This is a genomic window from Streptomyces sp. AM 4-1-1 (assembly GCF_029167625.1).
Taxonomy (GTDB): Bacteria; Actinomycetota; Actinomycetes; order Streptomycetales; family Streptomycetaceae; genus Streptomyces.
Genome location: NZ_CP119145.1, coordinates 5,242,027 through 5,257,922, shown reverse-complemented (window position 1 = coordinate 5,257,922; position 15,896 = coordinate 5,242,027). Strand labels below are relative to the sequence as shown.

The 15,896-nt window shown below is 71.6% G+C and carries 7 protein-coding genes; 4 read left to right on the top strand and 3 right to left on the bottom strand.

Annotated features, from left to right (window positions below; genetic code table 11):
- Window positions 1-468 precede the first annotated feature (468 nt).
- Window positions 469-2,712, top strand: coding sequence for a tetratricopeptide repeat protein (locus PZB75_RS22420; RefSeq protein ID WP_275537087.1), 2,244 nt, complete (start codon window positions 469-471; stop codon window positions 2,710-2,712).
- Between the two features lie 466 nt (window positions 2,713-3,178).
- Here PZB75_RS22420 and PZB75_RS22415 read toward each other — a convergent pair whose 3' ends face one another.
- Window positions 3,179-4,426 carry a hypothetical protein gene (locus tag PZB75_RS22415; RefSeq protein ID WP_275537086.1) on the bottom strand — a complete coding sequence of 416 codons (1,248 nt, stop codon included), beginning with the start codon at window positions 4,424-4,426 and terminating at the stop codon, window positions 3,179-3,181.
- A 306-nt stretch (window positions 4,427-4,732) separates the two neighbouring features.
- On the opposite strand from PZB75_RS22415, the gene PZB75_RS22410 reads away from it, so the two are divergent.
- Complete coding sequence (locus PZB75_RS22410) at window positions 4,733-7,933, top strand: tetratricopeptide repeat protein (RefSeq protein ID WP_275537085.1); 3,201 nt, start codon at window positions 4,733-4,735, stop codon at window positions 7,931-7,933.
- A gap of 818 nt (window positions 7,934-8,751) precedes the next feature.
- Here PZB75_RS22410 and PZB75_RS22405 read toward each other — a convergent pair.
- On the bottom strand, window positions 8,752-11,124 hold the full coding sequence (locus PZB75_RS22405; protein WP_275537084.1) for an ATP-binding protein: 2,373 nt from the start codon (window positions 11,122-11,124) through the stop codon (window positions 8,752-8,754).
- A 365-nt stretch (window positions 11,125-11,489) separates the two neighbouring features.
- Here PZB75_RS22405 and PZB75_RS22400 point away from each other — a divergent pair, with 365 nt between their 5' ends.
- Window positions 11,490-13,439, top strand: coding sequence for a S53 family peptidase (locus tag PZB75_RS22400; RefSeq protein WP_275537083.1), 1,950 nt, complete (start codon window positions 11,490-11,492; stop codon window positions 13,437-13,439).
- Window positions 13,440-13,611: 172 nt separating this feature from the next.
- Here PZB75_RS22400 and PZB75_RS22395 read toward each other — a convergent pair whose 3' ends face one another.
- On the bottom strand, window positions 13,612-14,874 hold the full coding sequence (locus tag PZB75_RS22395; RefSeq protein WP_275537082.1) for a Ku protein: 1,263 nt from the start codon (window positions 14,872-14,874) through the stop codon (window positions 13,612-13,614).
- 60 nt (window positions 14,875-14,934) lie between these two features.
- On the opposite strand from PZB75_RS22395, the gene ligD reads away from it, so the two are divergent.
- Window positions 14,935-15,831, top strand: a complete 897-nt coding sequence (gene ligD / locus PZB75_RS22390; protein WP_275537081.1) for a non-homologous end-joining DNA ligase — start codon at window positions 14,935-14,937, stop codon at window positions 15,829-15,831.
- Window positions 15,832-15,896: the final 65 nt, after the last annotated feature.

The window sequence follows — 15,896 nt, the reverse complement described above, 5'->3', positions numbered from 1 at the left end:
CCGAACACTCACATGTCGTCATGCCCTCGTCAACGAAATGCCTCGGCCCACCGGCACTTGGCAAGTTTCGTCAAGCCGGACGGCAAATGGTCTGGACAACTCCGCTTCTCCATAAGGACGTTGGCGCGCACACCTCGCGAAGCAGGGCCGTCGAGCCGTTCGGCGGACCGTGGGCCGCTGACACGGGACCCGCGCCTGCCGCACATCCGGCCTCCCCCACACCGCCCGTACCGCCGACATGGGCGCTCCGGGGCGACGGATCGGTCGGAGTATCCGATTGACCCATACCAATGGCATATGCCAGCACCGGCACGGTCACCCGGCGGCCTTAATGGTCTCCGTGGAGAGACGAAGGAGAGGCGGAGGAGAGACCGAGCGCCACCGCGCGCCGCCTATCGATTGCTTGTGCGGAAAGACGGAAAGGATGTCTTTCGGAACGGCTCGGATCGGACGTTCGGAGGGGGCTGAATGCGGGGGCGTGAAAGCGACGGCCACAACGAGCTGAGCGGTACGGTGGACGGCCCGGCCGTACAGGCGGGCACCGTCCACGGTGGAATCCACATCCACACGACGGGAGACCGCACGACGGGAGACCGCACGACCGGGGACCGCACGGCGGGAGAACCGCCGGAACCGCGAGCGCCGTGGCAGCTTCCCCCCTCGGCCCCCCTCACCGACCGCGTGGCCGAGCTGGACGCTCTGGAGCACTGCCGCCGCCTCGCCGAGGAACGGGGGCATCCGACGCTGGCCGCGGTCAGCGGTCTGGGCGGGGTCGGCAAGACCGCGGTCGCGCTGGCCTGGCTGCACACACTGCGACCGCTCTTCCCGGGGGGCCAGTTGTACGCGACGCTGGGCGCGCAGTCCTCCGGCGAACCCGCGGACCCCGCCGAGGTACTGAGCCGCTTTCTGCGTTCGCTGGGTGTGCCCGCCGGGCAGGTTCCGTCCGGGCTCGCCGAACGGTCCGCGCTGTACCGCTCGTTGATGTCCGACAGGCGGCTCGTGGTGCTGCTCGACGACGCGGTCAGCGCGGCCCAGGTGCGGCCCCTGCTGCCGGGGGGCCGGAACGTGACCGTGGTGACCAGCCGGTGGCGGGTCCCCGGGCTGAGCGTCGACGGCTGCTACATGATCCATCTCGGGCCCCTCGACCCGGAGGCGGCGGTCGAGCTGCTCGCGGCCACCCTCGCCGACGACCGGGTCGCCGCCCAGCCGGAGGAGGCCCGCGCCCTGGTGGAGCTGTGCGCGGGGCTGCCGCTCGCCGTCCGCATCGCCGGCGCGCGTCTCGCGGCGCGTCCGCGCCGCCACCTCACCACGATGGTGCGGGCGCTGGCCGAGGAACACAACCGACTGGAGACACTGGCCATCGAAGGCGACCACAACGTACGGGCCGCACTGGACCTCTCCTACCACGGGCTGCCCCCGGCCGCGGCGCGGCTCTACCGGTTGCTGGGGCTGCATCCCGGCCCGGAGTTCGGGGCCGCGGCCGCGGAGGCCGCGCTGGGCGAGGACGCCGCGGAACCGCTGGACCTGCTGCACGACGCCAATCTGCTCATCGACATCGGTGAGGAGCGCTACCGCTTCCACGATCTCGTACGGCTGCACGCGATGGCGCGGCTGTCCGCCGACGAGACCCCGGGCGAGCGCGGTCTCGCCCTGCGGCGCGTCGCCGACCACTACCTCGCCACCGCCACCCGCGCGGAGGAGATCATCGACCCCCAGCACCGCACGCTGCCGCGGGGGTACGGGGCGGGGCCGGTGGTCGTGGCGGACCTCGGCGACGACGCCGACACCGCGCTGGACTGGCTGGAGGGCGAACTGCCCACTCTTATGGCGGTGATCCGCCTCGCACGTCCGGCGGGTTTCGGGGCCGTCGCCTGGCAGCTCGCCGACGCCATGTGGCCGCTCTTCCCGCGGCGGAAGTTCTACGAGCACTGGCGCGCCGCGCACGAGGAGGGGCTGGCCGCGGCGGAGGAGACGGACGACGCGCCCGCCGTGTGCCGCATGCTCACCTCGGGCGGGCTGGGCGAGCTGGGCATGGGGAACCACGAGCGGGCCCTGGGGATGTTCGAGCGGGCCGCGCGGAGATTCCGGGACAGCGGGGACGCGCCGGGGGCGGCCCGGACCCTCAACTACCGGGGGCTGGCCCATCAGCGGCTCGGCCGGCTCGACAAGGCGGCCGAGTGCTTCGCGCTGGCCGCCGCCGAACTGCCGGGACACGGCGATCCCAGGGCCGGTGGGCTGGCCCGGCTCAATCTGGCGGATGTGACACTGGCCGAAGGCCACCATGAGCGGGCGGCCGCCGACGCCGAAGCGGCGTACACCACGCTGCTGGACACCGGGGACGCGTACAACGCCGCACGCGCCGCCGTCCTGCTGGGCCGCGCCTGCATCGGCCGGGGTCTGCTCGACCGGGCCGAGGACCGGCTCCTGGCCGCACTGGCCACCCTGCGTGGCATGGCCGCCGCCTACGAGGCGGCTCGCGCCCTGGAGAGCCTGGCCGACCTCGCCGAACGGCGCGGGCGGTACGAACTCTCCAGGGACCACTACCGGGAAGCGTGGGACCTCTACTCGACGGCCGGCCGTTCGGAGTCACCGGCGGCGAAAGCCGTGCGGATACGGCTCGAACAACTGGACGGGCCAGGCGGGCCGACGGACCTCACCGGGGACAGGACGGTCGCCGGACCCCGTACCGGGGAGCCCGGCACCGACGGGTGAGGCGACGCGGATCTCAGCAGCCGTACCGACGCCGAGCCGAGCGCCGCGACCGGCAGCCCCGCCACCAGCCAGGTGTGGGCCAGCGAGGCCCACACCCCCCACAGCGCTTCCGAGGCCATCCGCTGTGAGTTCAGGGTGACCACGAGTCCGCCGTCGTCGGCCGCGTCGTACGCCGGGCCGGCACCGATCCGCAGCCAGCACGCCCGGCCGCTGTGCACCGCCACGACCAGGGCCCCCGGATGGCAGGCCGCCAACTCGGCCGCGCAGCGCTCCCCTTGCCCCCTGCCGAGCAGCACATCGGCGAGTCGGGCCCATGGCCCCGGTGCGGGAAGCGCGACCCGCGTGTGCTCGTCGACGACCGGGGACCCGAGATCGGGGTGCCCCAGCGTCACCCGGACCCGGCGGCCCGGTGTCTGCGCCCGCGCGGCTTCGGCCATGTCCGCCACGAGCATGTCCGGCGCCCTCATCAGGCACCCCCCGCCCGGTGACGGCCCGCCGTGAACGGCAGGGGGGCCGGCTCCGTGTCCAGGCGTACGGCGGGAGCCCGCAGCCGGAGCTTGCGGTAGATCAGCGCGCGCATCCGGGGCGCGAACTGTCCGGGCTCGGAGGAGATGCGGCGCGCCACCTGCGCGTGACGGTGCGGATGGTACGTCGTGGAGCTGCGGCTGAGCTGCCGGTGCAGGGGGCGGTCGTCACGCACCCGGGGGGCGAACGAGCCCAGTTCGGCCAGCGGCGACCCGGGGTCGACATCGGCGTCCGGGAGGTTTCCCATCAGGACGGGCACCCCGGTCATCGCCCCGTACAGCGACACCGAACCGTGGTCGCCCACGATGTAGTCGGCCGCGACGAGCGCTCCGATCCAGTCCGCGTACGGACTGATCACGATGAGCCCCAGGCTCTCCAGCACGGCCAGCCAGCTGAGGATCTGCCACTCGCTGTGGGCCGTCCACACATGGGGATGCATCAGCAGGGCGACCCGGTACTCGTCCTGGGGCAGCTCGGTCACCAGCCGCTCCAGGAGCTCCCAGCGCTGCCCGAGCAACGAGCGCGGCCCCCAGGTGGAGCACGCCACGACGAGCCGCTGCCTGCTCCTGACGTGCAGGGCCTCCCGGTACAGCGCCCGCGACGCGATGCTCGCGGTCATCCGGTCGTAGCAGGGGTCGCCGACGACCTCGGCGACCGGCACGGCCTCCGGGCATTCACGGCCCAGCCGGGTCAGTTCCTCGTGGTGCGCCAGCACGATCGCCTCGGGTATCACCCTTCCGTCCCGGATCAGCCGCTGCCGGCTGAGTCCGTAGACACCGCGCTCCGCCACCTCGCGTCCGCGTCCCCCCGCGGGCACGAACTTGTTGTGCCCGGCCCCGTGCGGAAGCACGATCACCGGCGCGTGCAGCTCGTGCAGCCCTCCGTGACCGGCGGCCAGCGCCAGGTCGAACTCCGTCTGCACGGCCTGGTCCCACGGCAGCACCAGGCCGCGCAGACCTTCCAGGAATTCCTCCACACCGCTGCTGAAGACATCGGGGCCCGCCGTGAAGCAGACCAGGATGCGCGAATCGCCCTGCAACAGGTGGATCGCCTCCAGCAGTCGCTGCCCCGCGGTCACCGTGTGCACGACCACCAGCAGCCTCCTGTGGATCTTGCGTGTGATCCATCGTTCGGAATCCAAGCGTGTCGGAACGTGCCGCCTGTGCGCATCCGACATGGATAAGCCCATCGATTCGATCCCCCGGTTCTCTCTCTCGGACCGGCTGTCCGGTCGAGCCCGCCGCGACGGCTCGCGGCCCTGTCACAGAGGTGCCCCGGGGGCTGGACGAACGGCTTGCAGGAATCCTGCACTCCACTCACGGCACGGGCCGGGGCCGGTGACGGCATGCGCCCGCCGCGCTGCCGTGCGCCCGTGCCTGCACCCTCTGTCGGCGGTACGGCGGAGCGCAGATAATTCCGCGCAGACGCGCATCAGCGCGCTCCGCGGAGGCTGTCGGCCCGCGGCAGGAAGAGACGCACCCGCCGGGGGGCGATCGTGGACCTTGTTGCTCTTGGACCTCTTGAACTATGGCATCGCGATCAGCAGTACAAACTCGGTTCGGTGAAGGAAAGGTGCGTGCTGGCCGTACTGGTCCACGCCCGTGGCGAACCGGTGGCCATGGACATGATGATCGACCGTATCTGGGAGGACAGCCCGCCGCCAACGGGTCTTGACACATTGCAGTCCTATGTGTCCCGGTTACGGGGGCGACTGCGGGACTCGGTGGGCGATCTCGCCCAGGTGGAGCTGCTCTCACCACGTCAGTACCGGCTCCGCGTCGATCCGAACGACGTCGATCTGCTCCGGTTCCAGCGGCTGCGGTCGGAAGCGGGGGCGGCGGCCGCCCAGGGCAGGAGGGATGTCGCCATCGGCAACCTCAGAACCGCCGAGAGCATGTGGCGCGGCACCCCCCTGGTCGAGTTCACCAGCGCCTGGGCGGAGTCGACGCGGGCCCGGCTGCTGGAGGACCAGCGCCGGGTACGGGAGGAACGCATCCGGCTGGAGCTGGAGCTGGGCCGGCACGCGGACCTCATCGGCGAGCTGCACGAACTGGCGTCGCAGAATCCGCTCGCCCAGCAGGTGATCATGTCGCTGATGCTCGCCCTGTACCGCTCGGGCCGGCACGACGAGGCGCTGGAGCTCTACCGGAACACGCGCCGGCGGTTCCACGAGGGACAGGGCATCGAACCCGGCGCGGAGTTGCGACGGCTCCATCAACGCATCCTCGATCAGGACCGTACGTTGATGGAGACCGCGGGCGGTCCGGTGACCGCCGCCGCGGACCCCGCTCCGGCGCCGCCGGCCCGAAACCATCTTCCGCGCGACATACCGGACTTCACCGGGCGCGTGGAGGAACTGAACCTCCTGCTGGGGGACATGGACGCGGAGGATGACAGCGCGACGACGGCCTCGGCTCCCGACGGCGGTGACGCGTTCGCCCTGCCTGTCACGGTCGTCCACGGAATGCCGGGAATCGGTAAGACGAGCCTCACGGTTCATGCCGCGCACCGGCTCCACCACATGTATCCCGATGGACTGTTCTACCTCGATCTGCATGGCTTCGGCGGGCAGCCGCCGTCCGATCCGGCCGAGGCACTGGCCGGGCTGCTGCACGCCGCGGGCATCCGCGAGGACCTGCCCGACTCACTGGACGAGCGGGTCGCCAGATGGCGGGAGTGGACGGCCCGCCACCGGGTCCTGGTGGTCCTCGACAACGCCCGGACCTCGGCCCAGGTCCGCCCACTGCTGCCCGGCGCCCCCACCTGCCGTGCCATCGTCACCAGCAGGAACCGGCTGGTCGGGCTGGACGGCGCGGAGTCCCTTCTCGTGGACGTGCTGCCCGAGGCGCAGGCCGCGGCCCTCTTCGCCCGGATCGCGGGCGCCGGGCGGGTCTCCGCCGCCGACCCGGCGCTGACGCGGGTGGTGGAGGCCGCCGGCAGGCACCCCCTCGCGTTGAGGCTGCTCGCGAGCCGGTTCCGGCACCGGAACACCTGGGACCTCACACACCTCCTCGACCGGCTGGCCCGCGCGTCGGACCCGTTCGACGAGTTCGACGAACTCGCGGGCGTCTTCCGCCTCTCCTACGCCGAACTCGACGGAACCACACGGCTGGTGTTCCGCCGACTGGCACTGCATCCGGGGCCGGACATCACTCTCCGGGCCGCGAGCGCGCTCGCCGGAACCGGGCCCGACAGACGGGCGGAGGGACAGATCCAGTCAATCCTGGAGGAGTTGCTGGACTGCCACCTGGTCGAGGAGCCGGTGCGTGGCCGGTACCGGCTGCACGACCTCATCCGGGCGTTCGGCCTGCGGGTCTGCTCGCAGAACGATCCCGCGCCCGCCCGTCGCGCCGCGGTCGACCGTCTCATGGCCCACTACCTCACCGCCGCCCATCGCGCCGACCGCACCGTCCATCCGCACCGCGCCCCTCTGCCACCGGGCTCCGGTCCGGGCCACGAGTCCCCGCACGCCCCCGTGTTCGCCGACGTCGCGGAGGCGTCACGGTGGCTCGCGGACGAACGCGCCAACCTCCTCGCCGTCGCCCGGGCCGCCGTCACCGAGGCCCCCGAGTACGCCCTGCGCTTTCCGCGCGTGCTGGCGGAGCCCCTGAAGACCTGGGGCGCCTGGGACATCGCGGCCGAACTGCACACCGCCGCCGTGTCGTCACTGCGCGGAACGGGCGACCACGCCGCTCTGGCGAGGACCCTGGTGGACCGCGCGGACGTACTGGCCCAGAAGGACCACGACGAGGCCCTGAGCTGCGCGACGGAGGCGCTGACGCTGTTCCAGCGGCTGCGCGATCCCGGTGGTTGCGCGCACGCCCTGCTCCAGTCGGGTCGCGCCCATCTGGCCGCGGGGCGCGGCGATCTCGCCCATGACCTCGCGGCCCGGTCGCGGACGCTGAACCGGGATCTGGGCGACCGCCACGGTGAGGCGGAGTGTCTCAACATCCAGGCGGTCGCCCTGCATTACGCGGGCCGGTACGACGAATCGCTCGGGCACGTACGGGAGATGCTGGCGATCTACGAAGACCTGGGTGATGTGACGGGGCAGATCAGAGGATGGAGCAATCTGGGGGAACTCAGGTTCTTCCAGGGCTATATGGACGAAGCCCGTGACTTCTACGAGAGGTCGGTGACCCTCGCCCGGTTGTCCGGGGATTTGCAGGCGTTGGCCACGTTGCAGGCGAATCTCGGCGGCGTCCATCAGGCGAGCGGCCGCATCGATCTGGCCCTGGACTGCTTCCGCCGCGCCCTCGACAGCCACCGCGCCGGGGGCGACACCCTCGGCGAGGCCAACGCTCTGATCTGCATGGGGACGGCGTACATGGGGGCGGGGGAGCCGGGTGAGGCGCTGTCGCACTTCACCCGTGCCGAAGGGGTCGCCCGGAGCATCGACAACGCGTTCGAGCTCCAGCGTGCGCTGACGGGGGTGGCCGATGCCCAGCGCGCCGTGGGGCGGCTGGACATCGCACACGAGACGTACGAGAGGGCGCTTCTGCTCGCGGAGCGCATCGGATTCACCCGCGGCTCCGCCCAGGCCCTAGACGGACTGGCTCGGACCGTTCTCGCCACGGGCGACGTGGAGCGGGCTCGTCCTCATGGACGGCGGGCGTTCACCCTCTACATGGGGCTCGACGCCGGAGCGGAGGCAGAGGGGCTGCGCCGGCTCTTCACGGAGGCCCCCCCGGGTTGAACTACCGGCGTGCGCCGACGCCTGGGGGCGTGTCAGGTACGCGTACGTCGGGGTGGTGGTCGGGCAGCCGTCCGTGCCGGGACCGGCGTTCATCGGTGCTGCCCACATCCACCGCACCTGCGCGGTACGGGCCGGGGCGGCGGCGGAGCGGGAAGGGGCGGCAGCCGCCCCGGTGTCCGTCGCGGGCACGGCGCGTAAGGTGGCCGCGTACGCCGCCGTCGCGAAAGCGACGACCAGGAGACCGGCTACGAGAACACCGGCGGCTGAGCTGTTCTTGCTGGTCAAGGTGGGCCTTTACATGTTTCTGAGCAGCACGAAAACGTGTGCATGTTGCCGTTCGCGAAATTAGAACGTCTCTTCAGAATACCTTCACCTGCTGTCCCACGTGACCTCGCTCAAGCGCGGGGCCGGACCGGAGCCGGCGGCCGCGCGGGGCGCCAACTCGACGCACTGGCCACCTACGCGTAGCTCAGCCGCACCGGAATCCTCCGACACGTGTTCACGCTTTACACCGGCTTGTTGAGGCGCGAAGGGGCGCACTTCCAAGTCCCTCACGCCGTCGTGATCATGATATGTCATCATCTTCCGTTTCACCGACGGCGTCACAGAACCCCCGCCACCGAACGCGATGGTGACGGGGGCCCGTTACTCCTGAGGACTGTCCCGCGATCCGTGATGGAACAGCGTGCGGTGTCGGATGCGGTGCATCGCAAGGCGGAGGGGCATCCGCGTACTGGACGTATGGGGAGGACGTTCCGACAACGCCGCGAGGTGCCGTAGCTGTCGTCGCACGCCCACCAGGGATGGCGGGACAGCCCTTAGGCGCAGCAGCCGCCCCGGTGATCACGGAGGGTCTTGCGCTCGCCCATCCGTGGGGCGATCCGCAGGGCACCGAACACGCCCCGCACCTTGAGGTCGCCGTAGCCGCCGCCGGTCGAGCCCCGGGGAACGGCGCGCGGGGCGGGAATCGCGCGCTCGGGGGCGGAGTCGGAGGCGGCGGCGGAGTGGTGGCCGGGAGCGGGGAGGGAGTCGGGAGCGGAGCCGGGCTCGGGCAGGGGCGCTCCCCCGGTCCCGGCCCCCTTCGCCGCTTCCCTTTCCGATTCCGCTTCGGCCCCTGGGCCGGGGACCGGACCGGCCTCGCGCACCTGCGCGGGGGCGGGTCCCATGGCCGGTTCCGTAAGTGGTGCGGGCACGGACGCGCGCACGAGCGGGGTGAGCGTGGAGACGGGTGCCGATCCGGTGTCCGCCTCCGGGCCCCGCGGGATGAGGTGGTCGACGGCCCGCTCCGTCACGGCCCGTTGCTCCAGCCGGTCGCGGTAGAAGCGCAGCCGCTCCTCCCCCTCGGCGATGATGTCCGCCCAGGCCCGCACCCACACCCGGTAGGTGGGCCGGTCCACCACACAGCCCGGTTCGCGGTCGCGCTGCTGGGCCATCTGCCGGAGGTTGTCGTCCATGCTGTGGCCGACGAGCCAGAAGTCCCAGACGACGCCCGCCTCCCGGAACCGTTCGTCACGCCGGACGGCCTGCGCGAAGCTGGTGACCTGCCCCAGCTCCGCCATTCCCAGCACCACGTCGGGCCCCTTGAGCTCCACCACCAGATGACTCCGCCCGTCCCTGCGGTGCCGGGCGGACCGGGCCAGCAGCAGATCGACGATGCCGCTGCGGGCCTCCTCGCGCAGCGCGGGACCCGGCACGGGGGTGTCCCGGCCGAGGAGCGAACAATGCCGTCGCAGCACCTCGTCGAGGCTCCGCTCGCCCGCGTGCAGCCCGTACTCCTCCCCGAAGACCCAGCACTCGTTCTCCAGAATCCGGTGCAGCCGTGCCCGCTCCCCCGGCCGGCCCTGTCGCGTCCCGGGCTCGGCGACCAACTCCCCCAGCGCGCCCAGGAAGTCCATCCGGGCCGTGGCCTCCGCCGACGCCCTGATGAGGGACGACAGCGGGGTGCGGTCCAGCAGCCGGGAAAGGTCGTCCGTCTCCTGCGGGGTGAGCGGGAAGACGTCCTCGACGACCCGCAGCGCGGCGGCCGGGTCATGTGTCAGGACCGTGCGCAGGAAGCCGAGAACCATCCGCCGGGTCTTCCGCGCGCTGGGCAGGTGCCGGACGACCGTCGTCGCGACCAGGTCGAACGTCTCCCGCTCCACCCGCTCCCGGGAGTCGGCCGGGTCGCCGTCATACGGGTAGATGCCCTCGACGCGCCACTCGCGTACGTTGCTCTGTCTGCGCTCCTCGGCGCGGAGCCGGAAGTGCGCCCTCAGCTGCTCCCGCGCGGCGGCGATCACCCGGTGCGTCCCGTCGACGGACCGGTCCCGCACGGCGGCCTCGCCCTGCGCGGGGGCCCGGTCGCGGGCGGGTACCGGGTCGTGGGGGTCCTCGTCGAAGCCCGGCCAGGACAGATAGGCGGTGAAGTGGAAGCCGGGCGCCTCGACCTCCGGATCGAGGCGGGCCAGGGACATGCCCCGCTCGTCGCAGAGGATGAGCGCCCGGTCGACCGGGCGCTTCCACTCGACGACCTTCAGCACGGGCCGCCGCTCCGCGTCCCCCGCCGACGCCAGCGGATACTCGCCCGCGTGGGCCCGCGCCTCCACCGGATCGAGCACCACGCCGTCGTACACGACCCGGATGTCGGGGTACGCGGTGAGGTGCGTCGCCAGCGCGGCGGTCAGCGTCGTCACGGCCGTGCGCTCGGTCAGCCTCCCCGACCGGCCTCCCCCGCCGAGGGCTTCGAACACCGTGCCCAGGGGTGCGCCGGTCGGTTCCGGCTCGCTCACGTCGAACTCGTGCATCGTCCGGCGGTCCGATTCGATGACCACCTGACGGCGTCCCGAGCCGCCCTCGGAGACGCTGGTCCACCGCACCTCGCTGCCGAGCGCGAAGGCGCGGATGCGGCCCTGGCCGTTCCTGCCGTGCAGCACCCGCTTCTTGACCGGGGTCACGCCCGCGCTCCTCTTCCACGAGGCTCCCATGGGCAGGAAGTAGTGGGCGCAGCGTTCGGCGGCCATGCCCGTACCGTCGTCGCTGACCACCACGCGTTCGACCTGGCCGCGCACGTTCGTGTCCAGCTCGATCACGACGTTGTCGGCGTCGGCGTCGAGCGCGTTCCAGACCAACTCCTCGACGGCGCCGAGCGGGTCGTGCATGTGCGTCAGATCGGCCACATGCTCCTGACCGGCCCTGAGTAGCAGCTTCACCATGTGCGGGAACCTTTCCGCTGTCGCTTCGAAAGAGGCGCGGAGCGAGAGCGGCGGCCACCCCCGTCCGCATCCCCAACTCGGCACCGGCGGTTGGGTCACCCCTCACAACCGCTTCAGCCTATGACAATTACCTCCAAATACCCCTATTTTGCACTCCTCCGGCATATCCATACGCTCCCGGCGGGTCCAGTGGCCGGATGTCCGACGTATCCGTCATGAACTCGGCTCACCTTCAGGGCTCTTGGCGGATTCTTGGCGAACGCATGCCCCCTGCATGAACAAGTCGTCGGACAGAGTGGCGAATTACATGCGCACGCCATCCAGCGCATGCTCCACACGCGAAGACCCATATCGCAGGAGGTTGTATGAGAGACAGCCGCGCCAGACGTCGGGCCGGGCTGAGCATGGCGGCGACACTGCCACTGCTCGCCGGTGCCCTCGCCCTCGGCATACCGTCGGCCGACGCCGACCCGGGCCCCACCGGCCGTGACGCGCTCCAGGGCACCACGCCCGCCTGGGCGACCGCCGCCGCCGACCAGGGCGCCACGGCGGACAGCGGAAGGGTCGGCATCCGGGTCCACCTGGCCGGGCGGGACGCGAAGGGGCTGGCCGCGTACGCCGCCGCCGTGTCCGACCCACGATCGGCCTCGTACGGGAAGTATCTGACCGCCCAGCAGGCGCAGGCCAGGTTCGGGGCGACCCAGCGGCAGATCGACCAGGTCCGCCAGTGGCTGACGTCGAACGGGCTGACCGTCACGAGCGCCGACCAGCACTACGTCGCGGCGACCGGCACCGTCGCGTCGGCCGAGCGCGCGTTCAGCACCCGACTGCGCGACTACCGCAAGAGCGGTCACACGTACCACGCCCCCGCCGTGACCGCCTCGGTGCCCGCCTCGCTCGGTGACGCCGTCCTCGCGGTGTCCGGGCTGGACAACGCGCCGCACAAGGCGAGTCACGACGAGACGCTGCCGCCGCCGGACGACGTGTTCCGCAACTCCGGCCCGTTCTCCTCCTACTACGGCTCCAGGACGGCCACGTCGCTGCCCGGCGCGTACGGGTCGAAGGTGCCGTACGCCGTGAAGGGGTACACCGGCAAGCAGTTGCGGGCCGCGTACGGGGCGGGGAGCTGGACCGGCAAGGGCGTCACCGTCGCGATCACCGACGCGTACGCCTCGCCGACCATCGCCCAGGACGCCGACCGGTACGCCCGGCGCAACGGTGACGCGCCGTACAAGCGGGGGCAGTTCAGCCAACTGCTGCCTTCCGACTACACGGCGACGGAGGAGTGCGGGGCGTCCGGCTGGTACGGCGAGGAGACGCTCGACGTCGAGGCCGTCCACGCCATGGCGCCCGCCGCGAACATCCTCTACGTGGGCGGCGCCTCCTGCTACGACGCGGATCTGCTGGACTCGCTGAACAAGGTCGTCGACCACCGGCTGGCCGACATCGTCTCCAACTCCTGGGGTGACGTCGAGGCCAACGAGACACCGGACGTGGCGGCCGCCTACGACCAGGTGTTCAAGATGGGCGCCGTCGAGGGCATCGGCTTCTACTTCTCGTCCGGGGACAACGGCGACAACGTCGCGTCCACCGGCACGAAGCAGGTCGACGTCCCGTCGAACTCCGCGTGGGTGACCTCCGTCGGCGGCACCTCGCTGGCCGTCGGCAAGCACGACAGTTACCAGTGGGAGACCGGCTGGGGCACGCTGAACGCCCCGCTGGCGGCCGACGGCAGGAGCTGGACCGGCTTCCCCGGCCCGTACACCTCGGGCGCGGGCGGCGGCACCAGCGCGACCGTGCCCCAGCCCGCGTACCAGCGCGGGATCGTCCCCGACTCGCTGGCGCGGGCGAACGGCCGGACCCGGATGCGGACCGTGCCGGACATCGCGGCCGTCGGTGATCCGAACACCGGTTTCCTGGTCGGCCAGACGCAGACCCTGCCGGACGGTTCGCTCGGCTACGACGAGTACCGCATCGGTGGTACGTCACTGGCCGCGCCGGTCATCGCGGGCGTCCAGGCCCTGGCGCAGCAGGCCAGGCGCGGCGTTCCGCTCGGCTTCGCCAACCCGGCGATCTACCAGCGCGAGCACGCGGGCGTGTACCACGACGTCACGGACCACCCGCTGGGCGCCCGCCGGGATCTGGCGGTGGCCCGGGTGGACTTCACCAACGGTCACGACGCGGCGGACGGCCTGCTGACCTCGGTACGCAGTCTGGGCAAGGACAGTTCGCTCAAGGCGGTACGCGGCTACGACGACGTGACGGGGGTCGGGACCCCGGCGGCCGGCTATGTGAACTCGTACCGCAGGCGCTGACGCGGCAGACGACAGAGAGACAGGCAGCAGAGAGGCAGGCGACGGGCGGCCGTTCCGGACCGGTTCCGGGGCGGCCGTTCCGGAAGGGACCCGAGGCGGCCGTTCCGGACCGGGTGGCCCAGGGACGGGCCGCCCGGCCGATCCGGCCAAGTGCCCGGAACCCGCTGCCGGATCAGGCCGAGGCGCGCTTACGGGAGGCCGTCCCGCCCGTCGAGGCGCGGTCCGACTTCTTCGCGGACGTCTTCTTCGCGGAGGACTTCTTCGCGGAGGACTTCTTGGCGGACGTCTTCTTGGGGGAGGACTCTTTCGCGGACTCCGTCTTCTCGGACGCCTTCTTGGCTGCCGTGCTCCTGGACGCCGGCTTCTTCGGAGTGGCCCCGCCGTCCGCCCCGCGCCTGCTCCCGGCCGTCTTCCCGGCGCCCTCGGTGGACTTCTTCGCGCCGGACGACTTGGAAGAGGAGGCCGCGGACTTCTTCGTACCCGCGCCCGAGCCCGACCGGGAGCCGGAACCGGAACCGGTCGTCTTCGAGGGGCGGTCCGGCTCGTCGTCCTTCCGGCGGGTGATCGGGGTGACCTTCGCGACCGGTGCGTCCGCGTCCTCGTCGTGCCCGGTCCCGCTCCCGGCCTTGTCCCCGGTGGCCGGACCGGCGTCCTCGCCGTGCGACTCCTTGGCCGCCTTGACACTCTTCTCCAGCGCGGCGAGCAGATCGATGACCTTGCCGCCGCCCGTTTCGGCCACCGCCGCCGGTTCCACCGGTTCACCCGTGGCCTTGGAAGCGATCATCGCCTCGACCGCGTCCCGGTAGTCGTCGTGGAGCGAGTCCATGTCCACCTCGCCCAGCGTCGCCATCAGGGCGTCCGCCAGGTCGAGTTCGGCGTCACGGACCTTGACGTCGGCCTCGGGGGCGACCCCTTCGGGGGTGCGGATCTCGTCGGGCCACAGCAGTCCGTGCATCGCGATCACGTCGTCGACCACCCGCAGCATCCCGAGCCGTTCCCGCCCACGCAGCGCGTACTTGGCGACGGCGACCTTCCGGCTGCGCTTCAGCGCCTCGCGCAGCAGGGTGTACGGCTTCGTCGCCGTGGCCCCGTTGGCGGAGAGGTAGTACGCCGCGTCCATCTGGAGCGGATCGATCTCGGTGGCGGGCACGAAGGCGACGATCTCGATCGTCTTGGCCGTGTGCAGCGGAAGGGCCGCCAGGTCCTCGTCGGTGATCTCGATGACCGAGCCGTCGGCCTCCTCGTACCCCTTGCCGATCTCGGCGGAGGTCACCTCTTCCCCGTCCAGCTCGCAGACCTTCCGGTATCTGACCCGGCCGCCGTCGGTGACGTGGATCTGACGGAAGTGGATCGAGTGGTTCTCGGTGGCGTTCATCAGCTTGATCGGGATGCTGACCAGCCCGAAGGAGATGGCGCCGTTCCAGATGGACCTCACCGCTCACCCCTTTCGTCAGATCGATACCTCTTCGTACCGCTTTCGTGTGATTCTTATCGTATGACGCCGATCACGGAGGTGGAGGGGCGGCGGCTCGCCCTCAGCAATCTGGACAAGGTGCTGTACCCGGCCACCGGGACCACCAAGGCCGAGGTGCTGCACTACTACGCCGCCACCGCCGCGGAACCCATGCTCACCCATCTCCGCGACCGGCCGGTGTCGTTCCTGCGCTACCCGGACGGGCCGGACGGCCAGCGCTTCTTCACCAAGAACCCGCCGCCCGGGACCCCCGACTGGCTGCCGGTCGCCCAGGTGTCCCGTCACGCGGGCCAGGTCGCCAGGCAACTGCTCGTACCGGATCTCGCGTCCCTGATGTGGGCGGCGAACCTCGTCGTCGAGTTCCACACCCCGCAGTGGCGGGCCGACGCGCCGGGGAGGGCCGACCGGATGGTGTTCGACCTTGACCCCGGCGCGCCCGCGACCGTCGTGGAGTGCTGCGCCGTGGCCCGCTGGCTGCGCGAGCGGACGGCGGCCGACGGCCTCGGCGCCTATGTGAAGACCTCCGGATCGAAGGGCCTGCATGTGCTCGTACCGCTGGAACCGGTTCCCGCCGAACGGGTGTCGGCCTACGCGAAGGCGCTCGCCGTGGAGGCCGAGAACGAGCTGCCCGCCCTCGTCGTCCACCGGATGCGGCGGTCCCTGCGCCCCGGGAAGGTGTTCGTCGACCACAGCCAGAACGCCGCGGCGAAGACCACCGCCACCCCGTACACCCTGCGCGCGAGGGACGAACCGACCGTCTCCGCGCCCCTCACCTGGGCCGAGGTCGAGCGGTGCGCCGCACCGGAGGAGCTGGTGTTCCGGGCGGACGACATGGCCGCGCGGCTGTCCCGGTACGGGGATCTGCTCGCCCCGCTCAACGAACCGGAGCACGCGGGACCGCTGCCCGGCGCGTTCTGAGCGTGCCCACGGGGCAGGTGGGACGGGTGGGTCCGGCGGGAATGGCCGACGGATCGCACGAGGAA

What these genes read in the sequence shown, in the direction of transcription:
- PZB75_RS22420 (WP_275537087.1), top strand. Translation starts at nt 469, where the DNA reads ATGCGGGGGCGTGAAAGCGACGGCCACAACGAGCTGAGCGGTACGGTG.
- PZB75_RS22415 (WP_275537086.1), bottom strand. Translation starts at nt 4,426, where the DNA reads ATGGGCTTATCCATGTCGGATGCGCACAGGCGGCACGTTCCGACACGC.
- PZB75_RS22405 (WP_275537084.1), bottom strand. Translation starts at nt 11,124, where the DNA reads ATGGTGAAGCTGCTACTCAGGGCCGGTCAGGAGCATGTGGCCGATCTG.
- PZB75_RS22400 (WP_275537083.1), top strand. Translation starts at nt 11,490, where the DNA reads ATGAGAGACAGCCGCGCCAGACGTCGGGCCGGGCTGAGCATGGCGGCG.
- ligD (WP_275537081.1), top strand. Translation starts at nt 14,935, where the DNA reads ATGACGCCGATCACGGAGGTGGAGGGGCGGCGGCTCGCCCTCAGCAAT.